13 protein-coding genes and 1 tRNA gene are annotated in these 20,289 nt (G+C 59.1%); 2 read left to right on the top strand and 12 right to left on the bottom strand.

Annotated elements, in window-relative coordinates:
- Positions 1 to 53 precede the first annotated feature (53 nt).
- Positions 54 to 983: an IS5 family transposase gene (locus tag ACFFJK_RS20070; protein ID WP_379681449.1), complete on the top strand. Its 930-nt coding sequence runs from the start codon at positions 54 to 56 to the stop codon at positions 981 to 983.
- Between the two features lie 2 nt (positions 984 to 985).
- Positions 986 to 1,366 (top strand): HAD family hydrolase, encoded by a 381-nt coding sequence (locus ACFFJK_RS20065; protein ID WP_379681468.1) that lies wholly within the window; start codon positions 986 to 988, stop codon positions 1,364 to 1,366.
- 553 nt (positions 1,367 to 1,919) lie between these two features.
- On the opposite strand, the gene ACFFJK_RS20060 is transcribed toward ACFFJK_RS20065, so the two are convergent.
- The 12 genes from ACFFJK_RS20060 to ACFFJK_RS20005 form a co-directional block, all read right to left on the bottom strand.
- Positions 1,920 to 1,993: transfer RNA gene (locus ACFFJK_RS20060), tRNA-Gly, on the bottom strand.
- A 180-nt stretch (positions 1,994 to 2,173) separates the two neighbouring features.
- A complete protein-coding gene (locus tag ACFFJK_RS20055; RefSeq protein WP_281910911.1) occupies positions 2,174 to 2,698 on the bottom strand; it encodes a hypothetical protein in 525 nt (174 codons plus the stop codon).
- Between the two features lies 1 nt (position 2,699).
- Positions 2,700 to 4,841, bottom strand: coding sequence for a hypothetical protein (locus ACFFJK_RS20050; protein WP_379681448.1), 2,142 nt, complete (start codon positions 4,839 to 4,841; stop codon positions 2,700 to 2,702).
- Positions 4,842 to 4,843: 2 nt separating this feature from the next.
- Positions 4,844 to 6,862: a hypothetical protein gene (locus ACFFJK_RS20045; protein WP_281910916.1), complete on the bottom strand. Its 2,019-nt coding sequence runs from the start codon at positions 6,860 to 6,862 to the stop codon at positions 4,844 to 4,846.
- Complete coding sequence (locus ACFFJK_RS20040) at positions 6,855 to 8,222, bottom strand: tyrosine-type recombinase/integrase (RefSeq protein ID WP_379681447.1); 1,368 nt, start codon at positions 8,220 to 8,222, stop codon at positions 6,855 to 6,857. The genes ACFFJK_RS20045 and ACFFJK_RS20040 overlap by 8 nt, the downstream gene beginning before the upstream one ends.
- Before the next feature lie 345 nt (positions 8,223 to 8,567).
- The gene (locus tag ACFFJK_RS20035; protein WP_379681446.1) at positions 8,568 to 9,614 is read right to left on the bottom strand and encodes a TraB/GumN family protein; all 1,047 of its coding nucleotides are present in this window, start codon (positions 9,612 to 9,614) and stop codon (positions 8,568 to 8,570) included.
- A gap of 94 nt (positions 9,615 to 9,708) precedes the next feature.
- On the bottom strand, positions 9,709 to 11,736 hold the full coding sequence (locus ACFFJK_RS20030; protein ID WP_379681445.1) for a methyl-accepting chemotaxis protein: 2,028 nt from the start codon (positions 11,734 to 11,736) through the stop codon (positions 9,709 to 9,711).
- A gap of 17 nt (positions 11,737 to 11,753) precedes the next feature.
- Entirely contained in the window at positions 11,754 to 12,542 is a 789-nt protein-coding gene (locus tag ACFFJK_RS20025) for a TorF family putative porin (RefSeq protein ID WP_379681444.1), read from the bottom strand.
- A 176-nt stretch (positions 12,543 to 12,718) separates the two neighbouring features.
- Complete coding sequence (locus ACFFJK_RS20020) at positions 12,719 to 14,218, bottom strand: UdgX family uracil-DNA binding protein (protein WP_379681443.1); 1,500 nt, start codon at positions 14,216 to 14,218, stop codon at positions 12,719 to 12,721.
- The gene (locus ACFFJK_RS20015) at positions 14,215 to 15,444 is read right to left on the bottom strand and encodes a putative DNA modification/repair radical SAM protein (protein WP_379681442.1); all 1,230 of its coding nucleotides are present in this window, start codon (positions 15,442 to 15,444) and stop codon (positions 14,215 to 14,217) included. Before ACFFJK_RS20015 ends, ACFFJK_RS20020 begins: the two co-directional genes overlap by 4 nt.
- A gap of 332 nt (positions 15,445 to 15,776) precedes the next feature.
- On the bottom strand, positions 15,777 to 18,539 hold the full coding sequence (locus ACFFJK_RS20010; RefSeq protein WP_379681441.1) for a M16 family metallopeptidase: 2,763 nt from the start codon (positions 18,537 to 18,539) through the stop codon (positions 15,777 to 15,779).
- Positions 18,540 to 18,741: 202 nt separating this feature from the next.
- Entirely contained in the window at positions 18,742 to 20,286 is a 1,545-nt protein-coding gene (locus tag ACFFJK_RS20005; RefSeq protein WP_379681440.1) for a tetratricopeptide repeat protein, read from the bottom strand.
- Between the last annotated feature and the right edge of the window lie 3 nt (positions 20,287 to 20,289).

Genomic DNA, 20,289 nt, shown 5'->3' with positions numbered 1-20,289 from the left:
GCACAAATGCGGCCCCGTCAGCGTGGTACGGCAAGGTCTGGTAGCCTGACCGCATGAAACCGGCTCCTCAGAAGTACCGTACGACCAATTGGAAAACGTACAACGAAGCGCTCAAGGCTCGCGGCTCGCTGCTCATCTGGCTTGATCCGGACATGCGCTGGCACGGCCGGCCGAACGGCAAGCGCGGTCGGAACCAGGCGTTCAGCGATCAGGCGATCCAATTCTGCCTGAGCATGAAGTGCCTGTTCAACCTGCCGCTACGTCAGGCGATGGGGATGACGCAAAGCCTGCTGCGCTTGGCCGGGCTCGATTGGCCGGTTCCAGACTACAGCACGGTCAGTCGGCGGCAAAAGACGCTGCAGGTAGCCATTGGCGCCGTGCCGACCACGACGGGTTTGCACCTGCTGGTGGATAGTACGGGCATCAAGATGCTGGGCGAAGGCGAATGGAAGACGAAGAAGCATGGCGCCGAGTATCGGCGCCAGTGGCGCAAGGTGCATCTTGGGATCGACGCGTCCACGCTCGAAATTCGGGCGATGGAAGTGACCGACAACAGCATTGGCGACGCACCCGTCTTGCCAGCCCTGCTTGAACAAATTCCCGCCGACGAGAAGATTGCCAGCGTCAGTGGCGATGGCGCCTACGACACCAAAGACTGCCACGAGGCCATCGCCTTGCGCGCTGCTCACGCCGTCATCCCGACCCGCAAGAACGCTAAGCCCTGGAAAGCGAATCGCTGCGGTGCCGATGCCCGTAACGACATCCTGTACGCGACGCGCAAGCTGGGCCGGGCGATCTGGAAGAAATGGAGCGGCTACCATCGACGAAGTCTTGTCGAGACCAAGATGCGATGCTTCAAGCTGCTGGGTGAGCGCGTGATGGCACGCGACTTTGACCGTCAAGTGGCCGAGTTACAGGTGCGAGCAGCTGTCCTAAATCGCTTCACTCGGCTGGGCACTCCGATCACGGTCCCAGTGTTGTAAGACTGACTAGAAAATGCGTCAGCTCGGCCCGCGCCCGATTTATTCAACAAAGCCGATACAAACTAGGACTCTGCTCAAATCTCGCCCTAGAGTATGCCGGACCAGTCTTGTCAACACTCCCCCAGGTATTTGACGCTTATGTCTGGAGTTTTGATGTAGGCGCAATCAAACCTAACCCGGCAATCTATGCGCATGCCTGCCAGCAACTGTACTGCTCGCCCCGCAATGTTTTAATGGTTGGCGATACTGTCGCAGCCGATGTCGAGGGACCGCGCTCGTTCGGAATGCAAGCATTGTTGCTGGACCGCAAGCAACGCTCGAGTTCACAAAACTCACTCTCTTCGTTATTGGAGCTATGCGAAATGGTCGAATACCTACTGTAAGCGAATGCTCGATTGTGATCTACAAGCAACGCTCAGTGTGTACTGCCTAGATCTATCAGACGCAACCTCGGTAACATCTGCGTTCAACCATCTAGTATTCCCATGCAAGATCAAGTCATGAATGGCGTCTTGCACTTCTTGGCTAAAACGCATCGAGCATGTGACGGGCGAGATGACCCTGCATATGCTAGCTGTAACTTCAAAGGGCTGGTTAACGTTGCGTGGCGTGAAGGGAGTGCTTGTAGCAACCAGGGCAAAGTCCATTTGTGCCACAGAGCAGCTTGCTTAAAGTATTTTCCCTGTAGGTCTTGCCTCGGACTATACAACGCTTTGGCCGGGACTCCAGCATCGGAAGCGACAATCGCATTTAGAGGACTGCGGTACCTCGACCTCACTAATGATCGAGTAAATTTTTTGACCGGTGCTTTATAATTGCTAAGCCTTACCTACGGCAACAAAATCTTAGACAATGTTGCTGGCCAATACCTACAGCAACGTGCTATACAAAAGCTAGCACAGCCATATCGACTACGATCCGAATCGTAAGGTGAGATGGAGCGGGCAACGGGGATCGAACCCGTCTAACCAGCTTGGGAAGCTGGGACATTACCACTATGCTATGCCCGCCTTGACAACACAGTACTATTTTACCCTAACAATAAACAATATGTAAGAATTTTATTCATCAATACTTACATCAGCGTCAACTGAACTCTAGGTCAAGTCCAACTAGCCAGCCTGAGAATCATATAATGCGCCTTGAGTGCATACAAATGATCTGAAAATTCAGTTCGGACGGCGAAATTTTCAACTTGAATCTTTGATTGAGATAACGTTTTTTCCAATCTTAGTCGTCGGCATGGTATTTGCATGACGCTCACCGCGTGAGCGAACTCTAGCGATCTCGTCGAGCTTATCTTGAACGCCTTTCTCATGAGACTCCATTCTTCGAGCCATAGCGCCCATTTCAGATAAAGCAAGTTTCAACTTCTGCTCGAGATCCTGATTTTGTTCACGAAGCCCTTGATTGATAGTACGCAGATCTCTTCGACTCGATCGATCCTCGTCGCTTCCTGAGATCAACGCGTAGACTTTAGGATAACGGCAATTGGCATGCCCTATTTGAGTTCTTGAGAGTCCAATCCATTCTCCGTCGAGCAAGTTACCAGCTTCCAACGCAACGGCACTCACTGTAAGGCGCAGTTTCCCTAATTTTGCTTTTTTGATTAACGCCGGGCAAACTGGATTGCCATCCTTAATCCTATTAATGGCCTCAAAGAAACGCTTCTCCATGCCTTCGAAAGAGGCCGGCAAATCTTTACGCTTTCCCATGTTAATTAAATACCTCGTCTTCCAATGATATTAACGGCACATCTACACCCCATCCTCGCAAATAGCTCAAGGACTGCTCAGCTCGGTTTTTAGCGACGGTAAACTGCGATTCGACGCCAGCTATTTTTGCTTTCTGCCAAGCTGTGATATTATCGCTGTAGCGCTTCATCCAATAATCAATAGTGTCTGGTCCCGCGATAAAAAGGTAACATCCGGTGCATGTGCCAGGTCGACGGTGACCGTAATTAGGTGTTTTATTGGCCCAATGCACTGTCTGCCCCTTTTTATGGCATTCTGCCTCAGTCGGCGCAAGCCCAGGAAGACAACTGCCATAACCATGGAAAAAAATTTTCAGATTCCGATTGGCACACCATGATCTTGTTGCCTCATATGCGCTTTGCCCATTTGCATCTTCAATGATTTTTTCCATATCTGGCTTATAGCTATCCATTATCTTTGCTAAGCGCCCTATGTGTTTAGGTCCATGACCACGAAGTTGCTTCAGTAGCAGATCCGCTGTCATGTTTAGATTTTCGTTAGCGATGTCTTTCAACAGACTGATATCTGTTCCAACATAGGCCTTCTCCGTCATGGCCAAAGATAAATGTTTAAATTGTCGTGCAATCGCTGGAATCATTTTAGGGTTGACCTGGAACAAGAATCTAGCATAAGTTTTTCGCCACTGATGAGTGACAATACACTTGCCTTTAGTCGCTTTATAAACTCTAAAAGCTGGGTCATCGCCGAAATTTTCCCAGTTCACCATTCGGAAAAAAAATGTTTGCTGTCGTCTACTCAAGGCTTGAGCCGTCATTGGAACAATTTCGTCTTCCGAATTAGGAAATCCTGGGCACTTCCAATCGATAAATAGCAAGTCGGACGTATTTTCGTCCGCGAGCTTTCTCCATGGGTCAAGAAGTTCTTGTACTGCCACGATCGCTTGTACCGCAACTGGTAAGATTTTACTATCACGTGGCGTTGCACCTATAAGCCATTCGGTCTCTTCGGGATTTGCTCTCATTTTAGAGGTCATGCCGGTAATATAATAAAGATTTAACATCCCCGACCGCGAAGGCCTAACAGTGATACATTCTGGAAGACCTTTTGGACGTAAGCCCGCTTTTAAGCTTAAAAGCTCACTGACTCGCATTCCTGATTCGCCTTGAATTGTGGCAGAAGCTGCACCAATAAAATCATCGATGAGCCTTCTTACTCCAACTAGACGCCCACTTGATCTTAAGGGATTCGCATGCCACTTTTTGAGGCTGCGATACCTCGAATTAAAATCAAAATCTTGCACGAACTTGTCTGGAGTAGTTTTCGCTATCTTACAATAGCGCAAAGCTGCGACGTATTCAGAAATCTCTGTCAGGTCGTAGACCGAGCTATCCATGTAATTCTGCGCCACATTCAATATCTCGATGGCCACTTCGTCCGGCAACGGAGGTATAGCTGTATGAAGTGCCGTCGCTAAGTCTTCCGATATTTTGTTTATTGAAGTTCCGCCAAATGGTTTACCAGTTTTAATAGCCCCCAGTCCAGCATCTTTCAACGCTGAACGTTGACTCCAGATTTTTGACCATGGCATTAGTAGATGCATAACCCATGCTGAACTCACGCCTCCGGACTGCTCGCACCACATGTCGTCGACGTCGCATTCCGGAAAATCATGGATTTCCAACCTATTAGCAATTCTCTTTTGAACGGCCTCGCGATAACGCTCCGAGGCACGTTGATCTAGTTCATCCAAATGCATGTAATTGTTTTCAACCATCCACACGGCGAGCATATTAATGCCACGTCCGAATGGAGTTAACGACGCTGGAGCGAGCGCTGCAGAATTTCGCGGATCAATGAAACAACTCCACACTAAAATTCGAAGCTCTTCTAACAGCACGGCATACTCGGGGTCGCAAAGATTGGTCCCGTCAGTCATCGGTACGTCCCAAACTATCCTGCAATATTTTTTCTTTGTTCCTGGGGTCAGATTATCAAAAATCCAAAGCGAATCGCTCCACATACTGTGGCTAGACACTCGAAATTTTTCATTCTTACTCGGGTAATAGCACTGTGATTGGCTACGCTGCTGAAGAATTGTTTGCGTTGTAAAGCAGATATCTAAAGAAAGGGGCAGAGGAAGCATCTTTATTCCAAAGGAGGCAGAGGGTTTAACCTATACTCTCTAGCTTTAATATAAACATCATTTGAGAATTCCGGAAGCCATAGTTCGAGAATTGCGTTCTTAATTGGCAACCATCTTTCCAGCCATGCTTGTGGGGCTAAGTCGCCTGATGCTTCGTCGATTGCAGCAAGCAAATTATATGCTTGAGCACAAGCATAAGGACTGCTCAAGTCAAGCGAGCCATGAGGGCAAATCGGACATTGCCCATACTCATCACACAGTTTGTCTTTCTGACCAATCGGAGAATCAAAAGGGTCGACGCATTGCCACCCTGGCGTTGCCGAACCCAGGTCTGACTTCGGCGGCTTCTTCCGCGGATCGATTTTGCCCTTAGATATACGCCACCGCTCATTAAGCAAACGAACCTCACCGAGCACCTCATCTCCACGTGCCATTTGATTTCCCGTGGTATAGCTTTTGTAGGTTACATCCGGGTCAGTATGATTTCCCGCAGCCTGCTTTGCCCGGATGTCTCCCGAAAATAATACGTCTGTGATGTCCAATCCAGTCACTCTGAATTTCTTGAACGAATGATGAGTAAGGTTGTTTTCTCGAAAGAACGAGGCGTATGCGAGATCAAAACTGGTGTCACTACCGCAGGTACCTTCATATCCATCAAATCCTCTTGGAACGTCACCGCTCCTCGAACAGGCGCTAAAAAATATGGCAAGCCTGTTTCGGAATCTAGGTTCAACCAGTGGCCGGATGCCGCGCGTCCAATCAATTAGAAATTTATAGATGCTCGCCGGGTTATCGATATCGTCCGTCGCTGGCCGAACCTGCACTTGACGCCGACCTTTAGCACGTTTTTTTCGAGGTCTCGATATTATGTAACTGCCAGCGTCCTGGTCTTCTTCCTCAAAATGTTCTGCTACATCATGAGTTTGCGAAGGAACGGCTACCAGTTCTATCTGACCGACTTCGTTAGTTCGAATCAGATAGTCATCGATATTGCTAGCGAGAATTGTTTCCAAATTAGATTCGAAATGAATCGCTAGTATGTTTAAGAAAGGGATCAGGTCTCGAGCCGTTGGATAGAAACATCGAGATACTCTTCTCAGCCCTCCATGATATCGCGAGATCGCCTTAGCTAACGAAGGATCTGATCGGTCATCCGCCAGTTGTTGCAATGAGAAAAGACCACTCGGGTAACGATGACGAAGCGTCGCTAGCACTAACCCTATATTTCGATAGATATTTGGAACTTTCCCATAACTCAGGCCATGATTTTGCACTGCAAGTTCCTCACGCTCGCGCCTTGTATCGACGAATACTATTTTATTATTCGACGAAGCGCACATTTGTTCGCGCATACTCCTTACATCAGTAGAAATAGCTTCCATTTCCTTGATGCATGTTTGATAAATGCGTGCAAAGTCTTCGTGTGGAATTGGCGACGCTTTTTTACCTGCTACCGGCGCTTGTCCGGACCAAATATTAGTTCGCACCTCAAGATCTTCTGGAATATCCTTCCCCCACGGTGTGTTTCTGAGGCCGTCAATAAGCATGCGCAACGTAGTCATTGCCCCGTCTCTCGTTGACACGGCCAATGAACTCCTGCCATTGGGGGCACGTTCTAGCCAGCGAATGTATGCGTTGATCAGAATAGTACTGATATCGCTCGCGCAGGTAATCATCATTTTCTCAGCATCAAGAAATGAATAGAAATAGCGATATACATCTCCGAGTTTTTTTCTAAGTGTTGAAGTTTCCCAAAGCCTGGGCTTTCCAGCATTTAGAAGCGCATTTGCAAACGGATTTGCTAATGCTGGAAATTTGAGCAGACGAGAGGCATCAATTACGGCGACACCGTGACGCGCCGCGGTATCCGGCCAGTACAGCAGAAGTTCGCCTTTAACTACATCATGTTCGACCCGAGCTTTTTTATTTACACGCTTTTCGACGATTGACGTAATATTATCTTTTGATGCAGCCTGTAGCCGCATTCGGGCAAAGGCGCTTTGAGTAAATTTCTTAGGCATTGTGAACGCCGCCAAGCTTTCTTGTTGCCTGCATGACCTTTTTACCGATTCTCGCTTTTTCTATGGCGCAAACATGTAAATAAAGATCTGTCGTAGTACTAAGCTGCGCATGTCCTAGTAAAATCTGAATTTCTTTCCAAGGCTCTGCATCTTTTTCAGCAATTAAAGCGAAATATTTCCAAACAGCAAATGTATGCCGAAGGTCGTGGAACGAGTGAGACGAAACCATCTGGTTATAAGACTGCATCGTTTCTGGGTCTAGATTCTCGACTCGTGTGAGTAGACCAGCAGCGCGACATGCCGAGCTGAATGCATAGGACAAAGTCTGTGGACGAATCGCCTTGCCTGCATTGTGGCCAGCATTATTGTGGTTCACAAATAAAGTCTTGGGTTCCCTAAATACTAGTCCTTTTGTTTTCGCATAGGCTCTGCCTGCGTTAACTGCGGCTTTACGCTCTCCCTCAACATACGCAATAAGCTCTGGCACTAAATATGCTGGAACTAAAATTGTTCTTGGCTTTAATCGCTTTGTTTTCGTCACCACAAGAGGAATATAGCCGCTATCTCGGCCATCTTGAGACAGACGGCGCCAATGACTGTCAAGGTTAAAGACGTCATTGGGAGTAAGTTTCGAAACTTCGTCGACCCTAAGCCCAGTACTACAGCTTAACTCTGATGCCAAGCGATCGCGCGATTTAGTTAATTCCCCTGCGCGCGCTTCGCTGGGCATAGGTCCTAATTCTCGCTTCACATGTTGCCACTCAATTTCGGTAAGAGCTCGAATTACGCCACTGGGCCCGACTTCCTCGCGATAAGCAGATACATAACTATCATCTTGCTGTCCGTTATGAGTATGCCGTAGGACATCAGAATTGGCTGGCCGAGTTCGCCCTTTCCTTACTTTAGTTTTCAAAAAATCGCCGAAATAGATACCCCGGCCGATAGCGAACTTATAAAAAGCTTCAACCGTAATTTGCCTTCTTCGGATCGTACTATCTTGGAGGGGGCGGTGAGTGACATTGCTAATCAGATCATGAAGTTGATCTCGATATTCGACGTAGTCATTCTCGTTAGCTAAATCCCAAGCTTTTCCAAACGTATTTGGTCCCGTCTCGACGTTTTGTAAGAAATCAAACCAACAACGCAAGTCATAGGCTTCCGCTGCAGTTGTATTAGCTGCCTTAGCATTCCACTTACGCTTCCCTTTGTGGTCCAAATGTTTCGCTGCGAGATAGTGCAGAGCAGGTTCGATGAGCTGCTGAGATGCGGCGTCGACGAGCATAGGGAAGCCGTTAGGCAAGGCCCATGCTCGCATGGGATGGTCCGTCGGCAACTCTACAGCGGTGACAACAGTGATCATTACGTTTGCTCATCATGAAAATTCGATGAACAATCTTAAGGCAGAAGGGCGTGATGTAGCAATGATAACGTACCGTTACTGAACGATTTTTGGTCTTGCACATCACGCAAAAGCGAAATGTGAATGGGCGCGTTCGTTACATCGCGATTGAAAGTCTTGAGAGGGAGATGTTAAGGAAGAAGGTAAATCGAGCGGGGCTTCAGTGAACAGATTTCATCTTATATAAATTGAGCTACACCCGCGTTGCCTGCATTCTACGCGCGTTTGCGGTGCTTTGACAAATTCCCAATGCAACGCGAAAACGCCTCCCTGCCCGGCATTCGCGCTGCATCAACATGACGGCCTCTATTCGGGCTGCTCGACCTTGTAGCCCTTGGCTGCCAGCATGGCCACCAGGCCTTTCGGGTCGAGGATCTCCCGCATCGACAACACGGCGAAGGTGGACACGTTCTTCTCCAGCGCGTTCTCCGCCGCGGCCAGCCACATCGCCTGCAGGCGCGGCTCGGCCGACTGGAAAGTCGGGTTGTCGCGCACCGCGGCGCTGTTGCGGATCACGTCGCGGCAGCTCTTTTCGTTGTCCGCGAAGTCGAGCTTGCGGATGCCCTCGATGTCGCCCCTGGCCCAGGCGTTGGCGCGCAGGCGCATCGCGTCGATGTCGGTTTCCAGGCGAGCGATCGTCGAGGCCAGGCAGGCGGCATCGTCGAGCTGCGACTTCTTGAAGTCCTTGACGATCTGCCGTGGGTTATCCACCGGCAGCACGAGGGTGGACTTGGTCACCTTCAGCTTCCTGTCGTCGACAAGCTTTTCGACCTGCTTGCGCACATCGGTGCTGGTGGTGAGGCCGGCCTCCTTCATGGCGGCCGTAAACAGTGCATTGGATACGAAGATCGGCCGCTCGCGCTCGTCGTTCTCCGGCAGGTACCTAGCCTTCATCGGCAGCCAGCGCGCATAGACGTCTGCCGGCAACACGTCGCGCAGGGTTCCGCCATCGGGAATCTTGTTCACGCCAATGAGCGAAGGCAGCATCAGGGCGCCCTTGAGGTAGCCCACCTCGACCTTCCCGAAGGGCGGCGCCAGATATTCCTGCGAACGCGCGATGACCGCTTCGACTTCGTGCGAGCGCCACTGCATCTTGACCGGCAGCGGCGAATAGGTGCCGAAGATCCACAGCACGTGCTCGCCCTTCGTCACCTTCCACATGCCCGGGCCCGGCTTCTGGCCGACGACCAGGATCTGTTCCGGCGCCGCCGGCGCGGCGTCGGCCAAAGCCTCTGCCGAAGCCGCTGCCGGCGCGGGCGCCGGCTCGGCCGCCTGGCCCCAGGATGGAGCCGCCAGGAAAAACTGGCACAGCGAGGAAAGACACAGGGCCGGGAAGATTGCACGTTTGAGCATCAGGACATCCTTGTTATTGATTGTCCGTCAAGCTTAACCCGTCAATACAAACCGCCCCTTAACGACTGCTTAATCCCCGCTGCAGGCAAGACTTTCATGCAGCCTGCATACCCAGGCGCGCCGGCGTCGGCGCCAGGTCGGCCAGGCGGGCAACCGGCTCCACGCGGGCGTCGCTGTCGATCCGGAACTCGCCCACCAGCGCCACCAGGGTGGCCGCCTGCTGCTGCAGGCTTTCCGCCGCCGCCGCCGCTTCCTCGACCAGGGCCGCATTCTGCTGGGTCACGCCGTCCATCTGCACGATGGCCTGGTTGACCTGGCCGATGCCGGTGCTCTGCTCGCTGCTGGCCGCGCTGATCTCGGCCACGATGTCGCTCACGCGGCGCACGCTGGCCACCACGTCCTCCATCGTCTTGCCGGCTTCCTCGACCAGCATGGTGCCGGTGCTGACCTTGTCGACCGAGTCGCCGATCAGGGCCTTGATCTCCCTGGCGGCGGCGGCGCTGCGCTGGGCGAGGTTGCGCACCTCGGTCGCCACCACCGCGAAGCCGCGGCCCTGCTCGCCGGCGCGCGCCGCCTCCACCGCGGCGTTCAGGGCCAGGATGTTGGTCTGGAAGGCGATGCCGTCGATGACGCCGATGATGTCGACCACCTTCTTCGAGGACTCGCTGATCGCAGCCATGGTGTCAACGACCTGGGCCACCACGTCGCCGCCACGCGAGGCGATGTCGCTGGCCGATCCGGCCAGCTGGTTGGCCTGGCGCGCATTGTCCGCGTTCTGCTTGACGGTGCCGTTCAGTTCTTCCATCGAGGCCGCGGTTTCCTCCAGTGCGCCGGCCTGCTGCTCGGTGCGTACCGACAGGTCGGCATTGCCCTGGCGGATTTCATTCGACGCGACGGCCACGGCCTCGGAGCTGGTGCGCACGCGTGCCAGCACGTCCTGGATCTTGGCCACGAAGGTATTGAAACCACGGGCGATTTCGGCCAGCTCGTCGTTGCCGCGCACGGCCAGGCGCGCGCTCAGGTCGGCGTTGCCGCCCGCCAGGTCGGTCATGGCGTGGCCCAGCACGCGCAGCGGACGGGTCAGGCGGCGCTGCACCGCCACCATCACGAACACGGCGACCACGGCGCACAGCAGCGAGACCAGCGCCGCATAGCCGGCCAGTTCGCGCGCCGGCGCGACCGCCACGCTGTGCGGGAAGGTCAGCGAGATGGCCCACGGCGCGATGTCCGGGGAGATGCGCAGCGGCTGCAGCAGATGAACGGTGCCCTGGGCGTCGATGTACTCATAGGGCTTGCCCTGCCTGACCGCTTCCAGCGCCGCGGCCGGCAGGTCGTCGGCCTTCTTGCCGTTGCGGGTGTGATCCTTGTTGCTGGCGTACAGGCCGCCGTTCGAGACCAGCGCCAGCGCGCCCTGCTCCATGACCTGCATCTCGGCCAGCATGGCGCCGAGGGTGGTGAGCTGGAAGTCGCCGCTGACAATGCCCTTGAACTGGCCGTTCACCATGATGGGGGCGATCACCGATGCCATCAGCACGTCCTTGCCGTTGACCGGGTACGGAAACGGCTCGGTGAAATGGGCGCGGCCGGTGGCCTTCGGTATGTCGTACCAGTCGTTGCCGCTTGCGGCAAACACCATTGGCTCGACATTGATCTTGCCGTCCGGGGTGCGTGTCCAGTACGGCATGTAGCGGCCGCTGGCGTCATACAGCGGTTGCTGGCCGGCGAACTCGGCGTCCCGGCCGTCCAGCCCATCCGGCTCGTAGACAGCCGAGGTGCCGATGAAGTCCTGCGCGCCCACCAGCGTGGCGCGCACCAGTTCGTCGACCTGCTCGCGCGTCATCGCCTTGTCGGCGCTCTGCGTTGCCTCCAGCACCGTGGCCACGCTTTCGACCGTGGACAGGTTGGCGGCGATGCGGCCCTTGAGCAGCGCCGATGCCTCCTGCGCCACCGTGCGCGCCTGGCGCATGGCCGCTTCCTCGGCACTGGCGCTGTTCTTGACGGCGATGAAGGCCGAAGTCACGCCCATGCTGGCCACCACCAGCACGGTGGCGGTGACGCAGATCTTGGCGCTCAGGGACAGGGAAAAACGCCGCGCGCCGCGCGCGGCTGGTTGATCGTTCATGGTCGTCTCTCTCGTTATCAGAAGCTGCGGGCCACGCTCACCGCGAACGTGCCCTTGGCGGGGTTGGAATAGGCGATGGCGCCGTCGGCGCGCGGCACGCCCGTGGTGTAGCGGTCGTAGGCGTCGGTAGCGCCCCAGGCGCGCGTGTAAGCGGCGGCGATGCTCCAGCCACTGTCAAAACCCTTGGTCGCGCCCGCCTTGGCGTCGCGCCAGCCCCACATGGCATTGCCGGGGCCGGCCACGCGGCCGTCACCGGCGTGCAGGTTGAGCGTCACCCCGCCGCCCAGGTCGTGGTTGACGCCGATGTCGAGGTAACCGGTGCCGCGGGCGTTGGCAATGCCGAAGAAATCGCGCGACACGGTGCGGTAGTACTTCGCGTAGAAGGACTTGAAGCCCAGGCCGGGCACCAGTTCGGTGTAGTCGTACCGGGTGCCGCTGGCCTCGATGCGGGCGCCCGGATAGCGGTAATGCATGATGCTCAGGCTGACATCCAGCGGCCCGAGCGTGCCGGCGTAGCCGCCGTACAGGTCCCATTCGACACGGCCGCCTTCGATGAAGCGGTCGCTGACGGTGGAGGCCCAGGTGCCGAAGGACCAGCCGCTCGGGTGAGCGTAGTCGAGGCCTGCCTGCAGCGCGGGACGCCCCCAGCTCTGGCGCATGCCGCGTGACACGTACTGCGAGCCCAGCGTGACCGTGGCGGTGAAAGCAGGCGTGGCGCCGGCGGTATCGTCACCGCCAGCCTGGACGGCGGACATGGCCGCCACCAGTGGAAAGGCCGGCAGGAGCCGGAAAAACAGGGAAGTCATGGTTGTCTCGCAGGTATCCGGCGGAGACACGCATGCGGCTCCGCTCGCTCAGCAATTAATGCCGTACGGAAATTCTACGAGACAATTGTGAATATTCTCGAAAATGTGACGAGTTCGATAACGAGATTTTTTACCTTTCTGCGTCACTGGCGCAACACTCGGCAATTCCGGCAATTTCATTCGGGTTCCGGCACGTCGGGCCGCTCGATCAGCTCCTGCGCCAGCTTCAATCCTTTGACCATGAGCGAGAACGCCTCCTGCTTGGCCGCTTCGTCGGGCACGCGCAGCACGTACGAAGGGTGGTAGATCGTCACTACCCAGGCGCCGTCGTGGCGGATCGGCTTGCCCAAGGTGTCCTTGAGTGTGACGGTGGCCCGGCGCAGCACCGACTTGAGCGCGGTGGCGCCCATCGCCACGATGACCTTCGGTTTCACGGCCGCCAGCTCTTTTTCGAGCCAGTAATGGCAGGCCTCGATCTCGCGCTGGACCGGGGTCTTGTGCAGGCGGCGCTTGCCACGCGGCTCCCACTTGAAGTGCTTTACCGCGTTAGTGAGGTAGACGGACTGGCGGTCGACTTCGGCCTGGGCGAAGACGCGGTCGAGCAACTTGCCGGCCGGGCCGACGAAAGGCTTGCCGGCCAGGTCTTCCTGGTCGCCCGGCTGCTCGCCCACGACCATGATGGGAGCCCGCTTCGGTCCTTCGCCGCCGACGCCCTGAGTGGCGAACTGCCACAGCTCGCAGCGCCGACATTCGTCGATCTTCGAGGGTTGCTCGCGGTCCGGCTGGGCGGCCTCGGGCGTGATCGGGATCGTGGCGCCGCTCCTGCGGCCCACTGTTTGTACCTGTCCGATCTTGCGCGCGCCGAGTTCGGCCTGGCTCACCATGGAAGGCACGATCGCGCCTTCGGGCAGGTTCTTCCAGAAGCGCGACGGGATGTGGCTCTGCATCAGCTGGGCATTGACGCGCGCCGGGTTGAAGATGCTGCGGTAGTAGGTGAGCCAGAGCGCTTCGCCAGCGTCATCCAGGTCGGCCGCGCTCGACATCAGCGGGCCGGTGTGATGCAGGCTGGCGCCGTCCCACAGCACGCTGGCCTCGGGCGTGGCAATCATCCAGCTGGTCTTGCCCATGCGGGCAACGAAGTGTTCGGCCACCTGCGGCAGCACGTCGTGGCGCGGCTCGAACCAGGCGACGAAACGCGGGGCGCCTGCCTCGACCGGGCGCTCGCGGAATCGGATGTAGGCATGCATGTCGTGCTCCTCGCGGCGCACCGCCTTCACCATGCCGTGCAGGCGCGCGCCGTCCGGGTCGGCGGGTGACTGCACGTCGTGCTCGCCCTGCGTCCAGCGCCACACCACGCGGTAGAGAAAAGCCCAGCGATCCGGGTCGCGGTAGCAGGCGGCGGTCTGCAGCATCTCCATCAGCGAGCGCGGCAAGCGTGGTGCCGGCGGTCTTGCCGAATGCGTTGTTTGCAACGGATTGCCTGCATTATGGTCTGGCCCGGCAGGAGCCGGCGCACCCGAGAACAGGTCCTCTCCCCCTGGCCTGCCCCAGCTCACCGCCTCGGGCGGCACGCCGGCCTGCAACAGCGCGCGCGCGGCGTCGCGCCATTCGGCGAAACTCGTCACCGCCAGTGGCTGGCCGTTGACGACAGCATCGGTGGTGGCGTCGGGGTTCATGCCGCCTGCAGCTCCGGCCACAGGTTCATCTGCTCGGGGGCGTCGGCCAGGTGGCGCCGCAGGAGGTGGGAGCTGGCCGCTCCTTGCGCCGGCTTGTAGTCGGCCGTGACGATGAAGGGCGCGAGCTTCTTCATGCTGCAGCGCAGGCGCGACAGGTCTTCCCAGCGGATGCGGCGGATGCGGCGCAGGTCGACGATGCGTTTGGCGTTGCGGATGCCGATGCCGGGCACGCGCGCGATCATCGTCTCGTCGGCGCGGTTCAGGTCGAGCGGGAAATGCTCGCGGTTGTCCAGGGCCCAGGCCAGCTTGGGGTCGACGTCGAGCGCCAGGTTGCCGGACTGCGGCATCAGTTCGCCCGCCGTGAAGCCGTAGCCGCGCAACAAGAAGTCGGCCTGGTACAGGCGGTGCTCGCGCAGCAGCGGCGGCGGCGCCAGCGGCACGCTCTTCGGGCTGTGCGGAATCGGGCTGAAGGCCGAGTAGTACACGCGCTTGAGTTTGTAGCTGCCGTACAGCGTCTCGGCCGTGTTCAGGATGGTATGGTCGTCGCTGGCGTCGGCGCCGACGATCATCTGCGTGCTCTGCCCGGCCGGGGCGAACGACGGCGCCTTCGGCTCTTCAAGCTTTTCGTCGAGCTTGCGCCGGATCGAGCCCATTGCCAGCTTGATCGTGTGGACGTTCTTTTCCGGCGCCAGGCGGGTCACGCTGTCGTGGGTAGGCAGCTCGATGTTGACGGACAGGCGGTCGGCCCAGCGTCCGGCCTCGGCGATGAGAAGCGGGTCGGCGTCGGGGATGGTCTTGAGGTGGATGTAGCCGCGGAACTGATGCACTTCGCGCAGCTGGCGCGCCACCGCCACCAGCTGCTCCATCGTGTAGTCTGCCGACTGGATGATGCCCGAGCTCAGGAACAGGCCGTCGATGTAGTTGCGGATATAAAAATCATGCGTGAGCTTGACCACTTCCTCGACCGAGAAGCGGGCGCGCGGCACGTTGGACGTGCGGCGGTTGATGCAGTACTGGCAGTCGTAGATGCAGAAGTTGGTGAGCAGGATTTTTAGAAGCGACACGCAGCGGCCGTCCGGCGTATAGCTGTGGCAGATGCCCATGCCGGTGGTGGCGCCGAGGCCGTCCTGGCCTTCGGAACCGCGTTTCGGCGCGCCGCTGCTGGCGCAGGAGGCGTCGTATTTCGCGGCGTCGGCCAGGATTTCCAGTTTGTCGTTGAGTTCCATCGCACGCATTGAACTGTATGGGCATACAGTATACTATCGCACGCGTATGCACAGGGCGGATGGGGTCAAGTGTGCGGGCTTGTTGGCGGTTCAAAGTTGGGACAGGTGGTGCAAGAAGGCGGGTCAGTTTGCACGCTTAAATTGGGTTCCCGCCTGCGCGGGAATGACGTGCTTTGGCAGCGTACCTAATGTTAGGGCCTCTTCAACTCCACTAGCCTTAAAACCGTCATCCCGGCGAAGGCCGGGATCCAATTCCCCAGCGCAGAAACGAACGTAAAAAAAGTCCGGTTAGAAACCGGGCTTTCCTTTACAGTAAGATCAGACGCAGAAAATCAACGAATCGGCTTCCCGTCCGCATCCACCACGGTCACCTCGCCCCAACCCAGCGAGCGCACGCCCGCCTCGATCTTGCGCAGGTCGCCGATCACCATCCACACGACTTCGTCCGGCTTGATGAACTTGCCGGAGGCCGCACCCAGCTGCTGCGGGGTGAGCGCGCGCACGCCCGCCGCGTACTTGCTCCAGTAGTCGTCCGCCAGCCCCAGGTTCACGGTGGACAGCCCGGCCGACTCCAGCGCGTCCAGGGTGGCGAAGCGGCCCGGCAGGCGCGCCGTCATGTTGCGCATGATGCTCTCGTACTCGGTCCCCACCAGCGGACGTTCACCCGCCACGCCGCGCAGCTCCTTCTGCACTTCCTTCATCGCCTCGATCGTCTTGTCGGTCTGCACCGGGGCGACGACGACGAAGGGGCGCTGGCCGCGGACTTCCGACAGGCGGGCGCTGGTGCCGTAGCTCCAGTGCTTGTCCAGGCGCAGGTTGCGGTTCAGGCGCGAAGTCGCCATGCCGCCGAAGTTCGTCATCACCGGCTCCATCGCCAGGTCTTCCGGCTGGCCGTAGGCCTGCGACACGTGGGTGGCGACGATGGTCGACTGCGGCGCGTCCGGCTTGTCCACCAGGATCAGGCGCTTGCCCCGGGTCGGCGGCACGACCGCCATCTTCTTGGCGGGCGCCGTGCCCTGCTGCCACTTGCCGAAGCTCGCTTCCAGTGCCGGCAGCAGCTTGTCCATGGTGGTGTCGCCGGCGACGACGATGGTGGCGCTGCCGGGCTTGAACCAGGTGGCGTGCCATGCCGTCAGGTCGTCGCGGGTGAGCGCCTGCACGCTGCCCTCGAAACCGGATGCCGGCTTGCCGTAGGCATGCTCCGGGCCGTACAGCAAGGACGGCACCAGGCGCAGCGCCAGGCTGTTCGGCTGCGCCTTTTCCTGGCCGATCTGCGCGACCCGGCGGCTCTTCGAGAGCGCGAACTGGTCTTGCGGGAAGCTCGGCGCCAGCGCGGCCTCGGCCATCAGGCCGAGGGACGGCGCCAGGTTGGCGCTGGTCGCCTGCAGGCGCACCAACGACATGTCCTGGGTGGTGCCGGCGGACAGGCGTGCGCCCAGGTTTTCCAGCGCGTCCGACAGTGCGAATGCGTCGCGCGTCTTCGTGCCCTTGTCGAGCAGGTCGAGCGCAAGCGAGGCGGCGCCGGCCTTGGCGCTGCTGTCCGAGGCGGCGCCGGCGTCCACCGCCAGCGCCACGTTGACGATCGGGGCCGAGTGGCGTTCGAGCAGCACGACCTTCAGTCCGTTCTTCAGCTGCGCACGCTGCAGCGCCGGGAAGCTTACGTCCGGGGCCTCGCCCAGCGCCGGCAGCTTCTTGCGGTCGAGGGTCGATTTCACGGCCGCCAGCTTCGGCGCCGGCTTGACCGTCATCGTGTAGTGGTTGGCACGCAGCCAGCGGTTGGCGGCGTCCTTGACCTGGGCCGGGGTGCTGGTGGCATAGACTTCGAGGCGGTCGAGGTAGGCGTCCGGCTTGCCGCCGTAGGTCATGCTCTCGGCCAGCACGTCGGAGCGGCCGCCGAAGCCGCCCAGGCGCTCCAGGCTGCGCGAAAAATCGGCCAGTTCGCGCGTCTTCACGCGCTGCAGCTCGGCGCCGGTCGGGCCCTTGTCCAGCAGCTCGGCCATCACACGGTCCATCTCGCGTTCGACTTCCAGGGGATCGGCGCCCGGCTTGACGGTGACGATCAGGTTGAAGGTGCCGCCCAGCTCGGCGTCGTTGACGTAGGCGCCGACGTTGGTGGCCAGCCCCTTTTCGTAGACCAGGCGCTTGTCCAGGCGCGCGCTCTTCGAGCCGGCCAGCACGCCGGCCAGCAGGTTCAGGCGCTGGGTGTCGGCGTCCTTCCACGTCGAGGTATGCCAGCTGCGGTAGATGCGCACCTGCGGCACGTGGTCGTCCATCTCGTCGCGGATATTGCGGTCCAGCTGCGGGATCCATTTTTCCGTACGCGGCAGCGGCGGGCCCGGCGGGATCGCACCGAAGTATTTGTTGACCAGCTCGTAGGCGCGTTCCGGCGTGATGTCGCCGGCCAGCGAGATCACGGCGTTGTTCGGGCCGTAATAGGTGCGGTACCACTCTTTGATGTCGTCCAGCGAGGCAGCCTGCAGGTCTTCCATGTAGCCGATCGTCGACCACGAGTACGGGTGCGAATACGGGTACATCTTGCTTGATATTTCCATGCGCACGCGGCCATACGGCTGGTTCTCGCCCTGGCGCTTCTCGTTCTGCACCACGCCGCGCTCGCGCTCGAGCATCTCCTTCGAGATGTAGTTGCCGAGGAAGCCCATGCGGTCCGATTCGAGGAACAGCGTGCGCTCGAGCGCCGACACCGGCACGTCTTCGAAGAAGTTGGTGCGGTCGGTGTTGGTGGTGCCGTTGCGGTTGTTCGCGCCGAGGTCGTCCATCGCCTCGCGGAAGCCGTGCGGGTAGTTCTCGGAGCCGTTGAAGAAGAAGTGCTCGAACAGGTGCGCGAAACCGGTCTTGCCGCGCTTCTCGTTGCGCGAGCCGACGTGGTACCACATGTTCACGCCGACCACCGGCACGCTGTGGTCGGTGTGGACCAGCAGGGTCAGGCCGTTGGGCAGCACGAATTTCTTATGGTCGATGCTGTAGGCCTTGCGGTCGAACTTGAAGGGCGCGGCGGCGGTCGGTGCCGCGGCGTGGGCAGGCAGCGCTGCTGCGGCTGCGAGACCGAGCAGTAATGGGAGGGCGAGTTTTTTCATGGGTGTCTCGTGGACTGGGTAGTTGTATGTATGCGTCCCGTCCGAGCACGCGCCGGTCGGACGCGTGGGCGGCATAGCCGCCCACCCTACAATAAGCCTTCTGTTTGCGCCAGAGGTAGTAGATGCATATGTAGAGCGGGTTTGTAGGGTGGGCGAGTTTCTCGCCCATGCGTTCAACTCCCGCGTGAGCGGTCGGAACGTGCTAGACAGCCCCTTGTACCTGCGCCAGCAACTGCGGCTCCATGCGCCCCGCGATCTTCTTCAGGTAGCTGGACGCCGCATCCACGCCCGCCGCGCCGGCCCGCTGCAGCCACCCGTAGGCCTCGACCAGGTCGCGCTGCACGCCCTGCCCCGCCGAATACATCACACCCAGGTTGAACTGCGCGCGCGCGTGGCCCTGGCGCGCCGCGCACAGGTACCAGAAGTGCGCCGCTTCGTAGTCGCGTTCGATGCCCTTGCCGCAGTCGTGGCGCAGGCCCAGTTCGAACTGCGCCAGTGCGTGCCCCTGGTCGGCGGCCTTGTGGAACCAGCCGGTCGCTTCCACCGGATCGCGGTCGTCGAAACGGTCGAGCAAGGTGCCGACCATGTACTGCGCCGGCGCGTAACCCTGGTGCGCGGCGCGGCGGTACCACTCCAGCGCCTGCGCCTCGTCCCGCTTCACGCCGGCACCGCTTTCATAACGCAGGCCGAGGTCGAACTGCGCGCGCAGGTGGCCCTGCTCGGCCGCCTTGCGGTACCAGTGCACCGCCTGTTCGGGGTCGGCCGGCACGCCGTTGCCGGCATCGATCAGCTGGGCGAGGTGGTACTGGGCCGAGGGCATGCCCTGCTCGGCCGCCTGGCGGTACCAGTGCGCGGCCTGGCTCGGGTCGCGTTCGACGCCCTGGCCGTGTTCGTAGCGCACGCCGAGGTTGTCCTGGGCGCCGGCATGGCCCTGCTCCGCCGCGCGGCGGTACCAGGTGAGCGCCAGCGCTTCGTTGCGCGGCACGCCGTGGCCACTGTCGTAGATCAAGGCCAGGTTGAACTGCGAGCTGGCGTGTCCCTGTTCGGCGGCGCGGCCATACCACAGGATCGCGCGCTCGCTGTCCTGCGGCACGTCCTGGCCCTTGTCGTAGCGCAGGCCGAGGTTGAACTGGGCCGGCGCATGGCCCTGCTCGGCAGCCTTGCGGAACCAATCGACGGCCGCCGCGCCATCGCTCCTCAGCGCCAGGCTGAACTGCGAGCGCGCATAGCCCTGCTCGGCGGCGCGGCGATACCAGGCGGTGGCGGTGTCGATGTCCTGCGCCACGCCCTTGCCGGTCTCGTACATCATGCCGAGGTTGTGCTGCGCGCCCGGTTCGCCCTGGTCGGCGGCCGCGCCGAACCAGTGCAAGGCCTGCGCCACGTCGTTCGGCACGCCCTGCCCTTTCGCATACAGCCAGCCCAGGTTGTACTGCGCCGGTGCATAACCCTGCTCGGCGGCGCGGCGGTACCAGTAGGCGGCCTGGCCATGGTCCTGCGCCACCCCCTGGCCCTTCTGGTACATCACGCCCAGGTTGTACTGGGCCAGCTCCAGGCCGGAAGCGGCCGCCATGCGGTACCAGGCCACCGCCATCTCGTCGTTCTGGGCCACGCCCTGGCCGCTGGCGTACATGAAGCCCAGGCTGTGCTGGGCGCTCGGCACGCCATGCTCGGCCAGGCCTTTTACGCGCAGGTATTCGGCAGTGTGGCGGCCTTCCGCATCGTTGGGCTGTGCCGGAATGTCGAGCATGGC

It is taken from the genome of Massilia consociata (assembly GCF_042432755.1).
GTDB lineage: Bacteria > Pseudomonadota > Gammaproteobacteria > Burkholderiales > Burkholderiaceae_D > Telluria > Telluria consociata.
The sequence above is the reverse complement of the archived record's forward strand: the minus strand, read 5'-3'. Positions and strand labels throughout refer to the sequence as shown.